Consider the following 21,519-nt stretch of genomic DNA (forward strand, 5'->3'; position numbering starts at 1 on the left):
TCGGTCTCCTTGTCGTGGTGATCACTGGCATGCGAACGCGCCTCCGAAGGCGGGGTCGGTGTACCGCTCGCCGCCGAGCGACACCGTAGCCCGAACCCTCACCTGCGTTGCACCGACCGGGACTCGGTCGCGCTCGTCGAAGGCGAACGCACCGAACACGCCCTGCGCGTCGGCGTAGCTGAAGCGATAGGTCACCTGCCCGGAATTGGCGTTTGCCGGCGGGGCTGCGACCGGAAGCTCGCCCGGCGTGCACGTCGTCATGCTCGCCACGCGAGTGTTCACCGGTGTCACGCTCATGGGACTCGACGCGGCACCACAGAATTGCGATCCGGAGTCGCGGCATCCGCGGATCTCAACGCGCTGAGCGACTCCGTACACGGAAGCATCCGCAGCCGAGGTGAGCCAATCGCCGACCGCCACCGGGCGCCACGCTCCCCCACCGAGTCGGGCCTCGTATCGCACGGCGGTTCCGCTCGCCACGCCGAGCGCGTCGACACGCACGTCGAACTGGCCGGTGTCGCCATGGGCCTGCACGCTGACCGAGCCACGGCCCTCTCCCGGCGGCCGCTTGGACTCGACCGGCGGGCTGGCCGACACGGTGCAGTAGAGCCCGTTGTCCGAGTACACGACATAGCGGTAGCCCGCGCCATCGGAGGTGTCCGAGTCCACCCAGCCGGAACTGACCGCGGCGCCTGAGATCTGGCCCGGCTTCGCAGAACCCGGGCCGCACGCCGCCGGCAGGGCCGCACCGGCATCGAAGCGGGCGACGGAGTACGTCACGGATGCCGCGCCGTTCGGACGGCTGGGACCCCATTGCACAACGATCCGGCCCGAGCCGTCGGGCAACGATGCGGCGCTCGGCGCCGGCTCGGTCGGGGACGGCGGGCCGACCGGTCGCACCACAGCGGAACCCCGGCGCCACTCCTCGGCCCCCGCATGCGCACCGTTGCGCGCATGCACGGTCACGGTGTAGTCGACGCCCGGTCGCAGCACCATATTCGTTGCCGTCGTACCACGCGGTGCCTCGCGCCGCACGACATGGCCATCTGCCCCAGTGGCGATGATCACATAGTCGATCACTGCGGAGCCCGGCGAGGGGTCGGGGATGGCGGCCCACGACACGTCGACAGCGCCTCCGGAGGGCGCTGCAGCGGTCGCCGTCGCGGTGACTCTCGCGGGGGCGGCGGGCAGATAGTCCGAGCCGAGCGGCGCACTGGCGGCACTCGGCTGGGAGGCTCCGATGCCGTTCACCGCTACCACGACGAACTCGTACCGTGCCCCCGGCACCAGGTCGGTGAGGGTGCAGCGCAGCGTCGCACCGCAATCGTGTCGGTATCCGCCATTGCTGTTGCTCGACACCTCGTATCGCACGATGGGCGAGTTGTTCGCCGGAGGCGCGGTCAACTGCAGGGTGAGCGATCCGTCCTGATGCGCACCTGCGGCACGCACCGGCGGCGTCATCGAACCCGGAACGTCCTGCACGGAGATCGTGACGGTGCCCCATACTGCCCGTTCTGGGTCGCGGGTCGCGTCTTCGACTCGATACTGGAGGGTCGCGTCGATCGGTTCGGCCTGGGCCGACGCCGAGACGGCGAGCACGCTGCCGCCCCCGCCGGGCGCGACCGTGATTCCGGCCGGGAGCGAGGCGCCGTCGATCCCGCGGATGGCGGTCACGGTGAGCGGAGAGCCCGGGAACGGGTTGCCCGCCAAGTCGTTGGCGAGCACGTCGACCGACGTCGAGCCGCCGCGTTTGACGGTCGCGGTGTCGGGAGCGGGCTTCGCAAGTGGCCGACTCGACGCGACGACTCGCATTCGTATGCGCCCCGAAGTGCCGTCCGCGGCGGCGTCCGCAACGCCGATCGACACCGCCGCAGCGGTTCCCTTGGGAGTCGACTCGTGTGCGCGGACGGTCAGCGTGCGCTCCGACAGCGATACGTCGAACCCGCTCGGTCGGGGGTCGAGGATCGAGAACCGGAGCTCGCCGAGGTCGTGGGGGTACGGGTACGTGGTGAGGCGCAGGAGGTCGAATGTGCGTTCCTGGCCCGGCTCGAAGTCGACGAGGGCGCCTCTGAACTGCGGAGGCTGGTTCTCTTGCGGCATCACCGTGATCGGCACGACGAGCGTCGCAACACGGCCTTCGGGATCGTCTGCGCGCCTGCCGTCGGTGACCTCGACCGTGATCGACGCCGGGCCGAAGTACAGGGGCGCCGACACGAAGCGGAGCGTCTCGGAATCGACGACCGGATTCGATCCGTCGGAGTGCGTGGCAACCACTCTGGCGGTGTCGGTGATCCGCACGCTGCCGCCGACGGAGATGACTCGGTCGTTCAGCGGCACGATGAGCTCCTCTCCGCTCACGACGGTGAGTGGAGGCGCCGTGCGGTCGAGCTGCGGCAGGGCATCGGCAAGACCGGGCACCTTGATGAAGGCGTGGCTGACGATCGAGGGGTCGGCTGGGTGGGCGACGGCGAATGGGATCACTTGGCGTCGCTGAGCGACGGCTACCCGCACGGTGCCGTCATCCGTGATCTCTGCGTTCGCCGAAAACCCCGGAACGAGCGAGAGCCGCAATTGCGAGACGGGGCCGTCGGCGAAGAACACATTGGCGAGCACATCCACGTCGACCTCATCACGATCGAGGATGTCAGCGAGCTCGAGCGCGGTATCACGCACGATCGGCCGCGCGAGCGGCGCTGCTGGATCGACGACCACTGTGATGTAGTTGGAGCTTCGCCCGCCGAAACGGTTCTCGATGGTGTACACGACGCCGTAGCGACCGGCGCGGTCCGGAGGCGTCACCCGCACCGCGTCGCCATCGACGATCTCCGCCTTGACCGTGGCTTCGCCGGGCTCCGCAGCGACGACGACGAGTTCGGTGCCTGCTGGGTCGATGTCGTTCTCGAGCACGGGCACGAGCACGCTTCGACCCGGGCGCACGGCGACGTGATCCTCCACCGCGACGGGCGCGGGCAGAGCACCCGTGCGGGGCACGATTCCCACCCTCACGAGCCCGGTAGCTCGTGCACCGAGCCCATCAGCCACTGTGTACCGGAACTCATCCGTGCCGGCGGAGTAGTCTCCAGCCCGGTAGGTGAACGACGAGTCGCTCACTGCCGTCACGGCGCCGCGCTCCGGGCTGGTCTCCTGCCCGAGTAACTGCACCGGGTCGCCGTCGGGGTCGATTCCCTCCAAGGGGATGGCGATCTCGATCTCGTCGCCGGTGAAGACGCGCGCGGTGACCGTGCGCGGCGAGGGCGCTCGGTTCGATGTGTCGACGACCTCTCGCACATTGAGCGTCAGTTGCGCCTGGGCCGCGCCTCCTCCGGGTCCGGTGATCTCATATACCGCGGTATAGACGCCGGGGACTGCGGGCGCGAGATACCGCAGCACCGAGCCGGAGACGAACAGCAGACCACCGCCGGTTCCGACTTCCTGTACGAGTTGGGGCGAGAGCGTGATCGAGTCGCCGTCCGGGTGATAGTCGTTGGCGAGCACCGGAATGTCGATGGCCGCGCCCACGCGGACATCCGCAACATCGTCGACAGCGACCGGTACTTGCGGCCTCTGCGGCGGCGCGATCTCGATGATCGTGACCGTGCCCTCGGCTGAGGCGACGCCGTTCGACACGGTGTAGCCCAGTTGCGCGGTGCCGCCGGTCAGCGGAGCCGTGAGCGTCACACGAACCGCCCGCTGTTCCACGATCTCGGCTCGGATGCCGGCGCTTGCCGGCGTGTCCTCGATCGCCGTGAGCAGCAGCACGCTACCCGCCGGGTCGACGTCGGTGAGCGTGACATCGATCGCCTGACTGGAGAGGGTGCGCACGAACAGCGTCTTCGGCACCGTGATCGGTTTCGCACCGGCATCCGGCCTGGGCTGCACTTCGATCCGCACCACTCCCGAGGCGGTGCCGTTGGCGTCGGCGACAACGTATTCGACGAGATGGGTGCGCACCTGCTCGCTTCGGAAGGTGAACGTTCCCTTGTCGAAATCGGGCGAGATCACTGATCCGGGACGGGCTGGTACGGCGTTCAGTCGCACTGTGCCGCTGCCGCCGCGCACATGAGAGAGAGGGGCGACGGTGACCGGATCTCCTGCGGTTGCGATCACGGCGAACGACTCGGCGTTCAGCGGCGTCGATGAAGAGGGATGAACCTCGACGGTCAGTGCGCCGGCCGCCTCCGCGAGCCCGTCCGATACGACCAGCGCGGCCGTTCGCACAGCGCCCACCCCACCGCGCTCGCTGAAGATGACCGACCCTGAGGGCCGATGGGTCACTGTGTCGGGGGCCGCCGTGGACGCCGACACCAGATACACCGGGTCGCCATCAGGATCGACCCAGTCGCCCAGCACATTGACCGTCGCCGCGCCCCCGGTCTCGACGACGGCGGTGCTGCTGCGGGCCTGAATCGGGGGCGAGTTCTCACCGGGAGCCCGAACTGTGACGGTGACCGTCGCCGACGCGGTGCCGCCTCGTCCGTCGCTGATCGTGTAGGAGAAGGAGAACACGCCCTGCGCGTCCGGCACGAGCATGAGCTGCACACGCTGGCGCTCCGCGACCAGTTCGAGCCGGCCGAGCGTCTCGTCGATCTGAGCGACGGAGTCGATCACCAACGCATCGCCGTTGGCGTCGTAATCGTTGAGCAGCACCGGCAACGCCGTCGTGCGCCCCGGGCGCGCGCCGAACTCGTCATCGACAGCGACCGGTGCCCGCTGGGTGCGCTCGAGCTCCGGCGGGGACTGCGCGTCATCGGGCTGAGGCGACTCCGATTCCTCGCGCTCGTGAACCAGCCCGTCCCAATTGTCGACGAGTTCTCCTCGGGCCTGCGCCGCCCAGCTGGCGCCGCCCTCCGTATCGTTCAGCACGACATGGTCGCCGTTCACCGCGAACTCGAGCGCGGCTCGACCGGACATGCCTTCGAGCGGCAGGATCTCGTTCGCCCCACCACCGCAGTCGCGCCACAACGCGCCGCCGCTCCACGCCGCGAACGAGCAGGATCCGACGACGACCGGCCTGGCTGGAGCCCCGACCACCGTGATCTCCTCCTGGCGCGGCGAACCGCCCCCGAGAGGCACACTGATGATGGCGTCGCCGGTGGCGATCAGGGCGTGGTCGCCTGACGCCGACGACGTCTGCAGCTGAGCGATGGATGCCGGCGCCAGCACGTCTTGCAGATCGATGCGCCCGCCGGGCACGAACAGGACGCGTTCGCCGCGATCCAGCACCGCCCAGCCGTCGCCGATCACCGCGAGCTGATAGTCGCCCTGCCCCTCGAGCGGGAGGTCGATGCGCTCCTCGAGAGCGCCGGACGAGCCGTCGATGACGTTCAGCCGACCGCCTTCCGGCGTGAGCACGATGACCGCTCCCCCATCGGATGCGGCGAGCATCGACCCCGCTCCGAGGCTGAGTGACGGCGGATCCGTCGAATCGAAGCCGCCGGCATCCTGGACTGGGTGGAGCCACAGCTCTCCCGTGTCGCTTGCGAGCACGGCGAGCGTCTCTCCCGCGATGGCGAGCTCGGGCGCCTGTGGAGGGAGTGCGACGCTCTCCGCCGGCTCCGCAGTCGCCGGGTCGATCACGTCGAGCCTCGCATTGGCGCTGTCGGCCACGAGCAGCGCTGACGGCGTCTGGAGGATGCGAGTGGCCGGCGCGTCGAGCTCGACTGCGGTGTCCAGTGCCGGGAGCTGCGTGTTCAGTCGGCCGATGAGCTGCTGCTCACTGTTCGAGACCCAGACCGAAGCGTGGTCGAGGTCGAGTTGCTGCGCCGAGTATCCGTCCGAGAGCACCGCCGCGCCCGTGATCGCCCCAGCGATCAGCGAGGCGCTCAGGATCGTCGCGATCCCGCGCCGCCTCGCCGTGAACCAGGACTTGTCGATCATGCGGCGGAATCACTCATCCTGCAGCGTCACTCAGGGAGCTCAACGCACTTCTGATCCGACGGCTCCCCGTTCCGGCCGTCGCGGTTCACCACGACCATCAGGCAGACGCGGTCACCCGGCTGCGCGTCGACGATGAACTCGTTGGTGCGCTGCATCACGGGCGGGTTGTCGCCGAGGTGCACGGAGTACTGGTCGGCGTTCGTCATCCCCGGATCCGCCCAATTGAAGCGCACCGAGTCTGCGGACCGTTCGGCTCCGATGTTGGCGACGCGGGGTATCTCACCGGGCTTCGCCCTGATGAGCGACATGGTCGCGACGGTGCCGACGGCGATGAGCACGATCGCGACCGTTGCGAGGAGCCAGGTGAGCAGTTGGTTGCGGCGCTGCTCGGGCGATGGGCCGGTGCCGGGCGCGTGCGTATCGGATGAGTGGCGCACGAGCGTCGCCACGGAGGGGGAGCCGCTTCGGCGACGGCGACGGCCGCCGGCCACGGCACGGCCGCCGTTGCCGCGCACGAGCGTGCGGTCGTCGAGTTCGGCGATGGATGCCAGCGCCCAGTCGTCCATCGCGACGTCGATCGGGGTGGCCTCGCCGCCGAGCTCGCGCTCCGCAGCCTGGAAGTCGCGCACCAGCTCGAGCACGCTCCGTTGACGCTGCTCGGGACGGCGCGACATCGAGCGCTTGAGTGCCGCCTCGAGGCTCGCTGGGGCGTCGGGTCTGCCGAGCGGCGGTAGCTTTGCTCGCGCGATGCGTGCCCTGAGTTCGTTGGCTCCGTTCTGCTCACCCGGAATCTCGAACGGCGAGCGCCCGGCGAGCAGCGAGTACACGGTGGCGCCGAGAGCCCACACTTCGCTTGCGATCGAACCGGCGGTCTCCTCAGCGAGCACCTCGGGCGCCGACCAGGGAATGCTGATGCCGACGAGCTCGTCGTTCGCCAGTTCGCTCAGCGAAGCCGCGATACCGAAGTCTGCGAGCACGGGGTGACCATACGCAGTGAGCAGGATGTTCGACGGCTTGATATCGCGATGCAGAACCCCGGCCCGGTGAGCGGTCTCCACCGCGCTGCCGATTCGGATCGCGATACGCAGTGCTTCGAGCACCGACAGGGGCGCCCGTCGATAGCGCTCGGCCAGCGCTCCCGAGCAGAGCTCCATGACCAGATACGGACGGCCGTCGGACGCGACGCTCGCCTGGTAGACGGTGAGGATCGACGGATGAGAGCTCAGCTGCGCCATGAGATTCGCCTCGGACTGGAACATGCGGCGGACGTTCTCGTCGACGACCTCGCTGAGCAGCACTTTCACGGCGACCTTCCGACGCGGCATCCCCTGCTCGTAGAGGAACACGTCGGCGAAGCCGCCCGAACCAAGGGCGTGCAGGTACGAAAAACCGGGGAGCACCGGGGGTTGTGACGGGAGCCGTCGAGTCAATGCCCCTCCCCCCGGGTAAGCCGGCCTCGATGGTGCCAATTGTAGGCAGCGGCTTCTCTCGCGCGCACCCTTCTGGCCCCCGAAGGGGCGTGGGCCGCGCGTCGGCCAGAGCCCGCGGAGGCATCCGAGCGGGACTACGCCTCGGCGACCTCGGCGACGTCGACCAGGATGAGCGTGACGTTGTCGCGGCCGCCGTGCTCGAGCGCCTCTTCGACCAGTGCGCGGGCGGTGTCCGCCGCAGCGCCGCGCTCGGCGAGCCTGCTCTCGAGGCGCCCGAAGGGCACCTCTTTCGTCAGCCCGTCGGAGCACACCAGGAGGCGCTGGCCCGGCCGCAGTGCGATCGTCCAGTAATCGGGCTGCGGCGCGGCGCCGAAGCCGATCGCCCGGGTGATGACGTTGCTGTCCGGGTGCTGTTCCGCCTCGTCGGCGCTGATCAGCCCTGCGTCGACCATCTCCTGCACCACCGAGTGGTCGACCGTGACCTGGTGCAACCGTTCGTCGTCGTAGAGGTAGACGCGGCTGTCGCCCACGTTGAACACCAGGAAGGAGGGCACGCCCTCGTGCACGACGATGGCAGCCCCGGTGACGGTGGTGCCGACACCGAAGAGCGCTGTCTCGGATGCCTTGTCGATGTCTCCGGATGCCGCGACCAGCGACTCCTCGATCTCACTGATCGTCGCGACGGTGCCGACGAGACGCTCGGCCAGGCGCGAGACGACCGCGTCGCTCGCGATATCACCGTAGGAGTGGCCGCCCATCCCATCGGCGATGGCGAAGATCGGCGCCTGAGCGATCACGCTGTCTTCGTTGTGGTCGCGCTTGCGACCGGTATCGGTGACAGCCGCCCAGGAGAGTGTCACCGAGCCGGCTTCACCTGGCAGCACGATCCGGTGGTCGGTGACGTCGGGGCCGATCTGGGTCACGGTGTGCTTTCTGAGTCTGGGCGCTCCCCGTCATGGTCGCGGGGGCGCCGCGGCGGCGATGGCGCAGAGCGGGCGGTCCCGAAACGGAGACCGCCCTTCAACTCTATTGCGCACCGCCGACGTGATCACGCACGAACTGGGCGAGCGGCCGAGATCGCGCGAGCCGAAGCGCGCGCTCTCTCGGCCGCGGCCGTGCATCGACTCTGAGGGGTCACTCCCCGATGTACGACATGACGTGCTTGATGCGCGTGTAGTCCTCGAACCCGTACATCGAGAGGTCTTTACCATAGCCCGAGTGCTTGAAGCCGCCGTGGGGCATCTCGGCCACGACCGGCAGGTGAGTGTTGATCCATACGCAACCGAAGTCGAGCGCCTTGGCGCTGCGCATCGCCCTTCCGTGGTCGCGAGTCCACACGCTCGACGCGAGCCCGTACTGCACGCCGTTCGCGGAACGGAGCGCCTCCGCCTCGTCGCCGAAGCGCTGCACGGTGATCACGGGGCCGAAGATCTCTTGCTGGCTCGCTGGGTCGTCGTGCCGCAGTCCGCTCACGACGGTCGGCTCCAGGAAGTAGCCCCGGTCGCCCTGGCGCTGCCCGCCCGCGCGAATGGTCGCGTGGTCGGGAAGCGCTTCGAGCATGCCGGTGACCCGGGCGAATTGGTCGGCGTTGTTGAGCGCCCCGTACAGGATGCCTTCGGCATCCGGTGCGCCCGTCTTGACGTGCGTCGTCGCGTACTCGGCGAGCGCCGTCACGAACTCGTCATGGATGCCTGCCTGGGCGAGCACCCGAGTGGCCGCGGTGCAGTCCTGGCCGGCGTTGAAGTACCCGGCTGAGACGATGCCCTCGACAGCGCGACTGATGTCGGCGTCGTCGAAGACGATGACGGGTGCCTTGCCTCCGAGTTCGAGATGCACGCGCTTGAGGTCTCCGGAGGCCGCCCGCGCCACTTCCATGCCGGCGCGCACCGATCCGGTCACCGAGACGAGCTGCGGTGTGCGGTGGTCGATCATCTTCGCGCCCGTGCTGCGGTCACCGAGGATCACGTTCAAGACCCCGGGCGGCAGGAACTCCGCAGCGATCTCGGCGAGCAGCAGGGTGGTCTGCGGCGTCGTATCGCTCGGCTTGAGCACCGTGGTGTTGCCGGCCGCGAGGGCGGGCGCGAACTTCCACACGGCCATGTTGAGCGGGTAGTTCCAGGGGGTCACCTGCGCGACGACGCCGATCGGCTCCCGGCGAATCACCGAGGTGTGGTCGCGCATGTACTCGCCCGCGCTGCGCCCTTCGAGGTTCCGGGCGGCCCCGGCGAAGAATCTGATCTGATCGACGGAGAGCATGATCTCGTCCTCCACGAGCGATGCGCGCGGCTTGCCCGTGTCCTGCGATTCGAGATCGGCGAACTCGTCCGCCCGCCGTTCGAGTTCGTCCGCGATGCGGAAGAGCGCGAGCTGCCGCTCGGAGGGCGTGGCGTCGCGCCATTCGGGGAACGCCGCCTCGGCCGCGGCGAAGGCGCGATCGACATCGTCAGCGCCGCTGATCGGCGATGACGCGTAGGCGGATTCGGTGGCTGGATCGATGAGGTCGAACCGCTCGTCGCTGAGCGCGTCGACCTTCTGACCCCCGATGAAGTTTCCAAGGATTCGGCTCATGCGGCCACCCTAGCGGCGGCCGCGCGGAAGTCGAGCACCTGCTGCTTCGTTTTCAGTGGCATACCGGCCGAAACAACACTGATTCGCTTGAGATGTGGGTATATCACTGTCAGAATCGACGCATGGCATCCCGTAAGGCGCCGCCGCTTGACGACGTCTCCAAAGCGATCATCCGGCAATTGCAGAGCGATGGCCGCAGGTCGTACGCCGAGATCGGCAAGGCCGTCGGTCTCAGCGAGGCCGCGGTGCGGCAACGCGTGCAGAAGCTCACCGACCAGGGTGTCATGCAAGTGGTGGCTGTGACAGACCCGATGCAACTCGGGTTCTACCGTCAGGCCATGGTGGGCATCCGCGCGAGCGGAGACACGACAGTGCTGGCCGAGCAATTGGGCCGGTTTCCGGAGGTCGACTACGTCGTGCTCACCGCCGGCACCTTCGACCTCATGATCGAGGTCGTCTGCGAGAACGACGACCAATTGATCGAACTGCTGAACAAGCGCATCCGCTCACTCGAGGGTGTGCAGGCGACCGAGACGTTCGTCTACCTGAGGCTCCACAAACAGCACTACGACTGGGGAACACGATGACCGACACGATGACTGGACCTGCTCGAACCGACGTCGATCGTCTGCAGCAGCAGGCGAAGGACCACCTGTGGATGCACATGGCGCGCCACTCCGTGCTCGAGCAAGGCGGCTCGGTGCCCATCATCACACGCGGAGACGGCCACTACATCTGGGATGCTGACGGCAAGCGCTACTTCGACGGCCTGAGCGGCCTGTTCGTGGTGAACGCCGGCCACGGCCGCCGCAGGCTGGCACAGGCGGGCGCGAAGCAGGCAGAGGAACTCGCCTTCTTCCCGCTGTGGTCGTACGCCCACCCCACCGCGATCGAGCTCTCGGAGCGGCTCGCAGGCTACGCGCCGGGCGATCTGAACCGGGTGTTCTTCTCCACCGGCGGGGGCGAGGCCGTCGAGACGGCGTTCAAGCTCGCAAAGCAGTACTGGAAGCTGCGCGGTCGTCCGATGAAGCACAAGGTGATCTCACGGGCGGTCGCCTACCACGGCACGCCGCAAGGTGCACTGGCGATCACCGGCATCCCGGGCATGAAGGAGATGTTCGAGCCGGTCACGCCGGGCGGCTTCCGTGTGCCGAACACGAACTACTACCGCGCGCACGAGATGGGGTTCGACGGGTCGCTCGAGGAGTTCGGTCTCTGGGCCGCGAACCGCATCGAGGAGATGATCCTCTTCGAGGGGCCCGAGACGGTCGCCGCCATCTTCCTCGAGCCGGTGCAGAACAGCGGCGGATGCTTCCCTCCCCCGCCCGGGTATTTCAAGCGGGTGCGCGAGATCTGCGACCAGTACGACCTGCTGCTCGTGAGCGATGAGGTCATCTGCGCGTTCGGCCGGATCGGCGAGATGTTCGCCTGCAATGCGTTCGATTACGTGCCCGACATGATCACGTGCGCCAAGGGCATCACCAGCGGGTACGCTCCCCTCGGTGCCACGATCGTCTCCGATCGCATCTTCGAGCCCTTCCGTCATGGCGACACGACCTTCTATCACGGGTACACCTTCGGCGGGCACCCGGTTGCGACCGCGGTGGCACTCGAAAACCTCGACATCTTCGAGGAGGAGGGGCTCAATCAGCGCGTGCGCGAGAACTCGCCGCTGTTCCGCGCCACCCTCGAACGGCTGCTCGACCTGCCCATCGTCGGCGATGTGCGCGGCGCCGGCTACTTCTTCGGCATCGAGCTCGTGAAGGACAAGGCCACGAAGGAGACGTTCAACGATGAGGAGTCGGAGCGGCTGCTGCGAGGCTTCCTCTCGAAGGCGCTCTATGACGCCGGTCTGTACTGCCGTGCCGACGACCGTGGCGACCCGGTCGTGCAACTCGCGCCGCCGCTGACGATCGGCCCCGAGCAGTTCGACGAGATCGAGGGCATCCTTCGCGAGGTGCTCACCGAAGCCGGAAACCGCATCTGACGTGGCTCCCGCGACTGAGGCGGCGTCCACCGTGTCGCTCTGGCACGACACGGTGGACGCCTCGGTTCCTGCTCGTCCTGCGGTCACGGGCGAGCTCGCTGCGGATGTCGCGATCGTGGGCGGTGGGCTCACAGGGCTCTGGACGGCCTATTACCTGCTGCAGGCTCGCCCCGGGTTGAGTGTGCGCGTCCTGGAGCGCGAGCAGGTCGGGTTCGGCGCCTCCGGGAGGAACGGCGGCTGGTGCTCCGCACTATTTCCCGCGTCGGCGAGCGCGCTCGAGCGGAGGCACGGCCGCTCGGCTGCCATCGCCATGCGGCAAGCGATGCTCGACACGGTCGATGAGGTGGGCCGCGTCGTCGAAGCCGAAGGCATCCGCTGCGATTTCGTGAAAGGCGGCACGCTGAGCTTCGTGCGCGGACGTGCGCAAGCCAAGCGCGCGGAGGCGGAACTCGCCGAAGCCGCCGAGTACGGCGTCGACCGCCTCGAACTCGTGCCGCACCGCGGGGCGACGAGGGCGATCCGGGCCGTCCACGACCCCGCCACTGCACGGCTGCACCCCATGAAACTGGTGCGCGGACTCGCCGAACGGGTCGAGAGGCTCGGCGGAGTCATCCACGAGGGCACCGAGGCGCTCGAATGGCAGCCGGGACTCGTGCGCACGGCGCAGGGCAGCGTGGCCGCCGACCAGATCGTGATCGCGCTCGAGGGATACAGAGCGCGGGTGCCCCAGACCGAGCGCGATGCCCTGCCGCTGTACTCGCTCATGATCGCCACCGAGCCTCTACCGGACGCGTTCTGGGACGAGATCGGCATCGAGCACGGTCACACCTTCGGCGACTTCAGGCACCTGCTCGTGTACGGCCAGCGCACTGCCGACAATCGCTTCGCCTTCGGAGGCCGCGGAGCCCGCTACCACTGGGGCAGCCGAATCGACCCCGCCTTCGACCGCGATGATCGCGTGTTCCGTCACCTGCGCCACGCGCTCGAGGACCTGTTCCCCGCAGTCAAAGGCGCAGAGATCACGCACCGGTGGGGTGGACCGCTCGGAGTGCCGCGCGATTGGCACGCATCGGTGCAGTTCGACCGTGACAGCAGAATCGCCACCGCCGGCGGCTATGTCGGCGACGGGGTCAGCACGACCAATATCGCGGGTCGCACGCTTGCCGCGCTGCTCACCGATGCCGAGGACCCCTTGACTCGGCTGCCGTGGGTGGACCACCGGTCGCCTCGGTGGGAGCCCGAGCCGTGGCGATTCATCGGCGCGAATGGCGGGTTGGTCGCGACTGCACTGGCGGACGCCGAGGAGCGCCTCACCGGCAGACCGTCGCTGATCGCCCGCGCCATCGCGCCTCTCACAGGCGGGTGACGCGAGGCGAAGGTCGACCGAGTCTGATGGCGCCCGACCGCGCGGCAACGTGCCGCGCGACGAGCACGCTGCACAGCGGAGCACGCTGCACGGTGGAAGGCTTCCACGGCGATCAGGCATCGGGGTTGAACGCCCACTCCGGCAGCTTCCCTGAGCGCAGCACCTGCTCCAGCAACTGAGCCATGCCGTAGTCGGGCTCGAGCTCTCTCGCGCGGTCGAGCACTTCACCGGCGACCGAGCCGAGCCCGCAGGTCCAGTGCAGCCAGGCCAGCACGGTGAGCGCGGGCGCGGCCAATTCCTTCGCGGCTCCTGCGAGCCACGAGAACACCTCGATCGCGCGCCCGAGCCGAGCGCGATCAGGTCGCGGACCCTCGCCGATCAGCAGGCGAGAAGCCAGCTCCAGAGCCTCGGCGTACGCCGCCGAATCCTCAGCGTGCGAGGTTGGGAGCACGCTCCTTGCGATGTCACGGCTGTGGACTTCGCTCGCGAGTCGGCTTCCGACGAAGGCGCTGTTGCCGAAGGCGCTGTTGCCGAACGCGCTGTTGCCGAACGCGCTGTTGCCGAACGCGCTGTGGAGCATCATCACATCGCGCAGCACAGGACTGTGCGAAAGAGCGACGAGCGCCGCGGCATGCTCTGCGGGCATCGGCTCTCGCTGCCCGGCATCCGGCTGCAAATGCTCATCGAGGATCCGCAGCACCTCGTCGCACGCCCTCTCGAGCGACGGCGGCGGATCGAAGCGGTCGAGGGCACCGTCGAAGGCTGCGAGGTACGCGGCCGGGGGCAGCCGCACTTCGGCGAGGGAGGTGATACTCGGGGAGTCGGGCAGGTCGGCCTCCGCCCGGTGCTCCCTCAGTGCTTCGTCGATCAACGCGAGCGGCCGCGGCGCGGATTCCGGCTCGAAGTACGAGCCCCAGCCTTCCGCACCCACCCAGAGGGCCTCGCGCACGCCGAAGCCTGCTCTGTCGGCGGCATGGAGAGCGGCAGCCACCAGTTGCGAGCCCGACTCCCCTGCCGAGCCGGTCGAGCTGTAGACCACAAGCGCCACCGAGTCGACCTCGCGCACCTTGCACAGCGTGCCGATCGCCCAGGCCGCTGCGGCAGACGCCGGCTCATGCTCATCAGGAGGAAGCGAGATTCGCAAGGCCCCCTGGCTGCGCTTGCCACGAAACGCGACGAAGACCGCGCTCTCGACCGGTTGCACACCGACGAGGATCGGCACGATCGCCAGCAGTTGTTCGGGACGCGAGGCCTTGACGATGGTTTCCATCCGACGACTCTCGCGAACGGTTCACGGCCGTGAATGCGCGTCGCGGGATCGGTGCAACACCATGGGCTGTGGAGGGGTTGCGAACAGCGCCCCGACCAAGACGGCCGGGTCGCTCGCCGAGTCAGACGACGAGCTCGAGTTCGCCTGGCGCACCGTGGCCGATGCGGATGCCGGCATCCGCTGCCCAGCTCAGCAGGGAATCGGCGCCCGTGTGCTCGATGCCGGCTTCGATGATCGAGCGCACGAACTGGCCCTTCGCCTGCTTGTTGAAGTGATTGAGCGCGCGCCTGCGACCATCTGCGTCTTCGGTCACGACCCGCACGAAGTACGACCCATCAGGAGCCGGACCGAGTGCGGTGTACGCCTCGGAACGCAGGTCGAGCACCAGTCCGTGCGCCTCGCTGAGGGCCTGCCCCACCGCTGCACGCCAATGACGCTTCAGCGGCATCCCGGGAAGGCGGGAGTCGTGCGATAGCCGGTACGGAGGGATCGCGTCCAGCGCGCTGAGCGGGCCGAACAACGCCGAGTGGATCGCGATGTGCCGCCCCGCGAAGCGACGTTGCTCAGCGTCGAGCGATGAAGCATCGAGCGCGTCATAGAGCACCCCTGTGTACCGGTCCATCGCGGCGAGCAGCGGCGCCTCGGTCAGGCGCCTGTTGCGCTCGACCTCGTCGCGCTGCTTCGGCCCCAGCTTGAGCGCCGCGATCGCGGCCTCGTCGTCAGCGCAAAGACGGACCAGCGCCTCGATCACGGCGGTGCGCTCAGGCGAGAGCGCACCGAACGCCAGCGAATCGACAGCGAGTCGGGTGCCTGCCTCGCCTCCGTCGCGTTTGGTCTCGGAGGGCGGCAGGAGCAGGAGCACCCGACAAGGATACCGGCGGGCGGATCCGGATGCCGGGCGGGCACTCGACTGCTCCCCGGGAACTCGACCGCTCCCCGGGAACGCGAACGGCCGGCATCCAGCGCGTTGACGCGGATGCCGGCCGTTCGTCGGCGGGATCAGACCAGTTCGGCCTGGCCCGCCAGGATCGTCACGTTGTCGTGCTCGACCGAGAAGAAGCCCCCGTCGGCCTTGGCGGTCGACACGGTGCCGTCGAGGTTGGTGATGCGCACCTCGCCAGTCGAGAGGATCGCGAGCATGGGCTCGTGACCGGCGAGGATGCCGATCTCACCCTCGGTAGTGCGGGCCACGATCTGACGAGCGGGACCGCTCCACACCTCACGGTCGGCCGAGACGACACTGACCTGGAGCTGAGCCATGATCAGCCGTTCTCCTTCTGGATCTGCGCCCACTTCTCCTCGACGTCGGAGATCGCACCGACGTTGAAGAAGGCCTGCTCGGCAACGTGGTCGAAGTCACCGCGAGCGATGGCGTCGAACGACTCGACCGTGTCCTTGAGCGGCACCGTGGAGCCCTCGACACCGGTGAACTTCTTCGCCATGTAGGTGTTCTGCGAGAGGAACTGCTGGATGCGGCGCGCACGCGACACCGTGATCTTGTCTTCCTCGGAGAGCTCGTCGACACCGAGGATGGCAATGATCTCCTGAAGCTCCTTGTTCTTCTGGAGGATCTGCTTCACGGTCGTCGCGACGCGGTAGTGGTCCTCGCCCAGGTAACGGGGGTCCATGATGCGGCTCGTCGAGGTCAGCGGGTCGACCGCGGGGTACAGACCCTTCGATGCGATCTCACGGCTGAGCTCGGTCGTCGCATCCAGGTGGGCGAACGTGGTCGCCGGGGCCGGGTCGGTGTAGTCGTCGGCCGGCACGTAGATCGCCTGCAGCGAGGTGATCGAGTGACCACGCGTCGAGGTGATGCGCTCCTGGAGGATGCCCATCTCGTCGGCGAGGTTCGGCTGGTAGCCCACCGCCGACGGCATGCGGCCGAGTAGCGTCGACACCTCAGAGCCCGCCTGCGTGAAGCGGAAGATGTTGTCGATGAAGAGCAGCACGTCCTGCTTCTGGACATCGCGGAAGTACTCCGCCATGGTCAGCGCAGACAGCGCGACGCGAAGACGCGTTCCGGGCGGCTCATCCATCTGGCCGAAGACCAGCGCGGTCTTGTCGAAGACGCCGGCCTCCTCCATCTCGTGGATGAGGTCGTTGCCCTCACGGGTGCGCTCGCCGACGCCGGCGAACACGGAGACACCACCGTGGTCCTGCGCCACGCGCTGGATCATCTCCTGGATGAGCACGGTCTTGCCGACGCCTGCGCCACCGAACAGGCCGATCTTGCCGCCGAGCACATACGGGGTGAGCAGGTCGATGACCTTGATGCCGGTCTCGAAGAGCTGCGTCTTCGACTCGAGCTGGTCGAATGCCGGGGGCTTGCGGTGGATCGGCCAGCGCTCGGTGATCTCGAGCTTCTCACCCTCGGGGAGGTTGAGCACGTCGCCGGTCACGTTGAAGACCTTGCCCTTGGTCACGTCGCCGACGGGCACAGAGATGGCTTCGCCCGTGTCGGTGACCTCCTGACCGCGCACGAGGCCGTCAGTGGGCTTCAGGGCGATGGCGCGCACCAGGTTGTCACCCAGGTGCTGCGCGACCTCGAGGGTCAGCTGGCTCGTCTGCTCGCCGATCGTGACCTGCGTGGTGAGCGCGTTGTAGATCTCGGGAATCGCGTCCTGTGGGAACTCGATGTCGACGACCGGTCCGGTCACGCGGGCGATACGGCCGACGCCGGCAGCGGTCTGCGACGCGACCGGCGCGGTTGCGGTGTCAGTCATGTCTTCTCTCTCCTGTGCTGGTGCTAGTTGGCCGAGCTGAGGGCGTCGGCGCCGCCCACGATCTCGGAAATCTGCTGGGTGATCTCGGCCTGGCGGGCGTTGTTGGCCAGACGGGTGTAGTCGCGGATGAGTGCATCGGCGTTGTCACTCGCCGACTTCATCGCCTTCTGGGTCGCCGCGTGCTTGCTCGCGGCCGACTGCAGCATGGCGTTGAAGAGGCGGCTCTCGATGTAGACCGGCAGCAGTGCATCGAGCACCGCATCGACCTCGGGTTCGAACTCGTACAGCGGGAGGATCTCGTGCTCGCCCGGCTCTTCGACACCCTCGACGACCTCGAGGGGAAGCAGGCGGACGACCTCGGGAACCTGAGTCATCATGCTGACGAAGCGGTTGTACACGATGTGGATCTCGTCGACGCCGCCCTCGCTCGCAGGCTGCACGAAGCGCTCGACGAGCGCCTGGCCGATCTCCTGCGCGGTCGCGAACTCCGGCTGGTCGGTGCCGCCGGTCCACTCGCGCTCCCACTTGCGCTGGCGGAAGCCGAAGTAGCCGACAGCCTTTCGACCGACGAGGAAGTACACGACGTCCTTGCCCTCGCTGCGAAGCAGCGCAGCCAGCTCTTCGGCCTCGCGCAGAACGTTCGCGTTGAACGCGCCAGCAAGACCCCGGTCGGAGGAGAAGATGACGATCGCGGCGCGCTCGACCTTCTCGGGCTCGGTGGTGAGGATGTGCTCCACGTTCGAGAAGGTCGCGACCGCCGAGACGGCGCGGGTCACTGCGCGCGAGTACGGCGCCGAGGCCGCGACGCGCTGCTGGGCCTTCTGGATGCGCGACGCGGCGATGAGCTCCATCGCCCGGGTGATCTTCTTCGTCGTCTGGGCAGACTTGATCTTCTGCCGGTAGACCCGAAGTTGCGCTCCCATGTGTCTCTTTCTCTCAGTCGGTTGAGCTTCTGTAGGCCGAGCCCCGGCATCCCATCAGAGTGGATGCCGGGAGCTCACGCCTGCGGATCGTCGCCTCAGCGGCGACCCTTGACGATCTTCTCCTGGTGCACGTCATCGGCGTCGATCTCGTCGAACTCCTCGCGCCCGGCGCTGATGAGCGGCTTGCCGTCGCCCGTCTGGAACTCGAGCTTGAACTTCGCGACCTCGGCGCCGAGGGTGTCGACGGTGGCGTCATCGAGCACGTTCGTCTCACGAAGCGTGTCGAGCACCTTGGTGTTGCGACGCAGGTAGTCGAGCAGCTCGCGCTCGAACCGGAGCACGTCCTCGACCGGCACCTCGTCGAGGTGGCCGTTCGTGCCTGCCCAGATCGAGACGACCTGGTCCTCGACCGGGTACGGCGAGTACTGCGGCTGCTTCAGCAGCTCGGTGAGGCGGGCGCCGCGGGCGAGCTGGCGCTTCGAAGCAGCGTCGAGGTCGGAGGCGAACATCGCGAACGCCTCGAGCGAGCGGTACTGGGCCAGCTCGAGCTTGAGCGTGCCCGAGACCTTCTTGATGCTCTTCACCTGGGCGTCGCCACCAACACGCGAGACCGAGATTCCCACGTCGACCGCGGGACGCTGGTTGGCGTTGAACAGATCGGACTGCAAGAAGATCTGGCCGTCGGTGATCGAGATCACGTTGGTCGGGATGTAGGCCGAGACGTCGTTCGCCTTGGTCTCGATGATCGGCAGACCGGTCATCGAGCCGGCGCCGAGCTCGTCGGACAGCTTCGCGCAACGCTCGAGCAGACGAGAGTGCAGGTAGAACACGTCACCCGGGTATGCCTCGCGGCCCGGCGGGCGGCGCAGCAGCAGCGACACAGCACGGTACGCCTCTGCCTGCTTGGAGAGGTCGTCGAACACGATGAGCACGTGCTTGCCCTGGTACATCCAGTGCTGGCCGATGGCCGAACCGGTGTACGGAGCGAGGTACTTGAAGCCCGCGGGGTCGGATGCGGGCGAGGCCACGATGGTGGTGTACTCCATCGCGCCGGCGTCTTCGAGCGCGCCCTTCACGGCCGCGATCGTCGAGCCCTTCTGGCCGATCGCGACGTAGATGCAGCGGACCTGCTTGGTGACGTCGCCCGACTCCCAGTTGGCCTTCTGGTTGATGATGGTGTCGATCGCGAGCGCGGTCTTCCCGGTCTGGCGGTCGCCGATGATCAGCTGGCGCTGGCCGCGACCGACCGGGATCATCGCGTCGATCGCCTTGATGCCGGTCTGCAGCGGCTCGTGCACGCTCTTGCGCTGCATCACGCCAGGAGCCTGAAGCTCGAGCGCGCGGCGGCCCTCCGACGCGATGTCTCCGAGGCCGTCGATGGGGTTGCCGAGGGGGTCGACGACGCGGCCGAGGTAGCCCTCGCCGACCGGAACCGAGAGAACCTCGCCGGTGCGCGTGACTTCCTGGCCCTCTTCGATGCCGGTGAACTCGCCGAGCACGACGACACCGATCTCGTTCTCGTCGAGGTTCTGCGCGAGGCCCAGCGTGCCGTCCTGGAAGCGCACCAGCTCATTCGCCATCACGCCGGGGAGTCCCTCGACGTGGGCGATGCCGTCGGCGGCGTCCTTGACACGGCCGACCTCGGTCTTGGTCGCACCTGCCGGCTCGTATGACTGAGCGAATTCCTTCAGCGCATCGCGGATCTCATCCGGGCTGATGGTGATATCTGCCATGTTCTTTCCTATTCGTGTGCTGGATCAGCCAGCGAGCTGGAGTCTGAGGTCGTGCAGCTTGGCCGCAATGCTGCCGTCGATCACATCGTCGCCGATCTGGAGGCGGATACCGCCCAGCACGGCTGGGTCGACGATCTGGTTGATGCGGATGGTCCGGCCGTACTGCCCGGTCAGTCGGTTCGCGAGCCGTTCGAGCTGAGCGCTTCCAAGCGGCTGCGCCACCGTCACGTCGGCGACGATCGCGCCGGACTGGTCAGCGACCACGTCGGTGGCGAAGCGCACGAGTGCGCTGATGCGCCGCCCGCGCGGCTGCTGCACGAGGCTCGAGAGGATCTCGACGGCCTGTGCGCTCGCCTTGCCTCCGAGGAGACGGCGAACCAGTTCGGCCTTCGCCGTCGGCTCGCCGCGCTTGCTTCCGACCGCGAGTTCGAGCTCAGCGCTGGAAGTCACGGCGCTCCCGAACGCGAAGATCTGGCTCACGAGGTCGGTGCCGGCGGGTGCCGATTCGGCGGTGGCCCGGATGCCGAGCTCTTCGATGCCCGCGAGGAGGTCATCGGAACTCGACCAGCTGTTCGCAGCGACCGAGTCGAGCACGGCGCGAGCGGCAGGGGTGAACCCGGAGAACACCTTGGCGACGACCGCCTGCTTGGCGGCGGGTTCGGCAGCCGGATCCGCGAGAGCGGCGCGCAGCTGAGCAGAGTCGCCGATGGCCCGGCCGGCGGCGAAGAGCTGCTCACCGGTGGTCAGGTCGACCTGCCCCTGCTGAGCGGACAGTGCCGCCTTCGCACGGGCGAGTGCCTCTCTCGTTGCGGATCCCATCGCTACTTGTTCGCCTTTGCAGTCTCTTCGGCCTCGAGCTCGGCCAGGAAGCGGTCGACGATCGCCGACGCCCTCTTGTCGTCGCTGAGGCTCTCACCGATCACACCGGATGCCAGATCGATCGCGAGCGAGCCGACCTCGGAACGAAGCGAGACGAGTGCCGCCTGGCGCTCCGCCTCGATCTGCGCCTGTGCCGACGCGGTGATGCGCGCAGCCTCGGCGGCAGCCTGTTCCTTGAGCTCGTTCAGGATCTTGGTGCCGTCGGCACGCGCCTGATCGCGGATCTTCGCGGCCTCGGCACGAGCCTCGGCGAGCTGGGCGTTGTACTCATCGAGCGCCGCAGCGGCCTCGGCCTGCGCGGTCTCAGCGAGCTGAATGCCGCCCTCGATGGCCTCGCTTCGGGCCTCGAGCGTCTTCTGCATGCGAGGAAGCACGAGCTTCCAGAACAGCAGCAGGATGAGCGCGAACGGCACGAGCGACCAGACGATGTCGTAGATCGCCGGGAACAGCGGGTTCGGGGCAGTCCCCTCCTCCGCCGCGAGAACGATTGCCTGGAGCATCGCGGGCCTCAGGCGGTGAAGATGAAGTACGTCGCGATGCCGATGAAGGCGAGCGCCTCGGTGAAGGCGATACCGATGTACATCAGGACGGTGAGGCGACCCTGCAGTTCAGGCTGACGCGCGACCGACTCGATGGTCTTGCCGACCACGATGCCGATACCGATACCGGGGCCGATTGCGGCAAGGCCGTAACCGACGGTCGCGATGTTGCCGTTGATCTCGGCGAGAACGGAGGTTGCGTCCACGTTTTCTGTTTTCCTTCC

Annotated in this window: 16 protein-coding genes; 3 read left to right on the plus strand and 13 right to left on the minus strand. The window is 67.9% G+C overall.

All coding sequences use genetic code 11. The features are described from left to right. Window positions 1-21 precede the first annotated feature (21 nt). From ABV606_RS02800 to ABV606_RS02815, 4 genes are all read right to left on the minus strand, one after another. Window positions 22-5,877 (minus strand): Ig-like domain-containing protein, encoded by a 5,856-nt coding sequence (locus tag ABV606_RS02800; protein ID WP_353988263.1) that lies wholly within the window; start codon window positions 5,875-5,877, stop codon window positions 22-24. Between the two features lie 26 nt (window positions 5,878-5,903). Next, complete coding sequence (locus ABV606_RS02805; RefSeq protein WP_353988264.1) at window positions 5,904-7,277, minus strand: serine/threonine-protein kinase; 1,374 nt, start codon at window positions 7,275-7,277, stop codon at window positions 5,904-5,906. Between the two features lie 164 nt (window positions 7,278-7,441). Next, entirely contained in the window at window positions 7,442-8,230 is a 789-nt protein-coding gene (locus tag ABV606_RS02810) for a PP2C family protein-serine/threonine phosphatase (protein ID WP_281487280.1), read from the minus strand. A gap of 211 nt (window positions 8,231-8,441) precedes the next feature. Then, on the minus strand, window positions 8,442-9,875 hold the full coding sequence (locus tag ABV606_RS02815) for an aminobutyraldehyde dehydrogenase (protein ID WP_353988265.1): 1,434 nt from the start codon (window positions 9,873-9,875) through the stop codon (window positions 8,442-8,444). Between the two features lie 122 nt (window positions 9,876-9,997). Between ABV606_RS02815 and ABV606_RS02820 the strand changes: the two genes are divergently transcribed. The 3 genes from ABV606_RS02820 to ABV606_RS02830 are packed head-to-tail and all read left to right on the plus strand — an operon-like array spanning window position 9,998 to window position 13,228. Further along, the gene (locus ABV606_RS02820; RefSeq protein ID WP_281487278.1) at window positions 9,998-10,462 is read left to right on the plus strand and encodes an Lrp/AsnC family transcriptional regulator; all 465 of its coding nucleotides are present in this window, start codon (window positions 9,998-10,000) and stop codon (window positions 10,460-10,462) included. Continuing rightward, window positions 10,459-11,862, plus strand: a complete 1,404-nt coding sequence (locus tag ABV606_RS02825) for an aspartate aminotransferase family protein (protein ID WP_353988266.1) — start codon at window positions 10,459-10,461, stop codon at window positions 11,860-11,862. The genes ABV606_RS02820 and ABV606_RS02825 overlap by 4 nt, the downstream gene beginning before the upstream one ends. A gap of 1 nt (window position 11,863) precedes the next feature. Continuing rightward, window positions 11,864-13,228, plus strand: a complete 1,365-nt coding sequence (locus ABV606_RS02830; protein WP_353988267.1) for an NAD(P)/FAD-dependent oxidoreductase — start codon at window positions 11,864-11,866, stop codon at window positions 13,226-13,228. A gap of 112 nt (window positions 13,229-13,340) precedes the next feature. Here ABV606_RS02830 and ABV606_RS02835 read toward each other — a convergent pair whose 3' ends face one another. From ABV606_RS02835 to atpE, 9 genes are all read right to left on the minus strand, one after another. After that, complete coding sequence (locus tag ABV606_RS02835; RefSeq protein WP_353988268.1) at window positions 13,341-14,498, minus strand: DUF4192 family protein; 1,158 nt, start codon at window positions 14,496-14,498, stop codon at window positions 13,341-13,343. Window positions 14,499-14,619: 121 nt separating this feature from the next. After that, a complete protein-coding gene (locus tag ABV606_RS02840; RefSeq protein ID WP_353988269.1) occupies window positions 14,620-15,360 on the minus strand; it encodes a YaaA family protein in 741 nt (246 codons plus the stop codon). Window positions 15,361-15,497: 137 nt separating this feature from the next. Further along, window positions 15,498-15,758, minus strand: coding sequence for a F0F1 ATP synthase subunit epsilon (locus tag ABV606_RS02845; RefSeq protein WP_281487273.1), 261 nt, complete (start codon window positions 15,756-15,758; stop codon window positions 15,498-15,500). Window positions 15,759-15,760: 2 nt separating this feature from the next. Then, entirely contained in the window at window positions 15,761-17,221 is a 1,461-nt protein-coding gene (gene atpD, locus ABV606_RS02850) for a F0F1 ATP synthase subunit beta (RefSeq protein ID WP_353988270.1), read from the minus strand. A gap of 23 nt (window positions 17,222-17,244) precedes the next feature. Then, window positions 17,245-18,144, minus strand: a complete 900-nt coding sequence (locus ABV606_RS02855; RefSeq protein WP_353988271.1) for a F0F1 ATP synthase subunit gamma — start codon at window positions 18,142-18,144, stop codon at window positions 17,245-17,247. Between the two features lie 95 nt (window positions 18,145-18,239). Further along, window positions 18,240-19,877, minus strand: coding sequence for a F0F1 ATP synthase subunit alpha (gene atpA, locus ABV606_RS02860; RefSeq protein WP_281487270.1), 1,638 nt, complete (start codon window positions 19,875-19,877; stop codon window positions 18,240-18,242). A 24-nt stretch (window positions 19,878-19,901) separates the two neighbouring features. Then, window positions 19,902-20,696, minus strand: a complete 795-nt coding sequence (locus ABV606_RS02865) for a F0F1 ATP synthase subunit delta (protein ID WP_353988272.1) — start codon at window positions 20,694-20,696, stop codon at window positions 19,902-19,904. Between the two features lie 2 nt (window positions 20,697-20,698). After that, window positions 20,699-21,256, minus strand: coding sequence for a F0F1 ATP synthase subunit B (locus ABV606_RS02870; RefSeq protein ID WP_281487268.1), 558 nt, complete (start codon window positions 21,254-21,256; stop codon window positions 20,699-20,701). Between the two features lie 8 nt (window positions 21,257-21,264). Beyond that, window positions 21,265-21,501 (minus strand): ATP synthase F0 subunit C, encoded by a 237-nt coding sequence (gene atpE, locus ABV606_RS02875; RefSeq protein ID WP_281487267.1) that lies wholly within the window; start codon window positions 21,499-21,501, stop codon window positions 21,265-21,267. Window positions 21,502-21,519: the final 18 nt, after the last annotated feature.

The sequence above is a fragment of the Ruicaihuangia caeni genome (assembly GCF_040536845.1).
GTDB lineage: Bacteria > Actinomycetota > Actinomycetes > Actinomycetales > Microbacteriaceae > Ruicaihuangia > Ruicaihuangia caeni.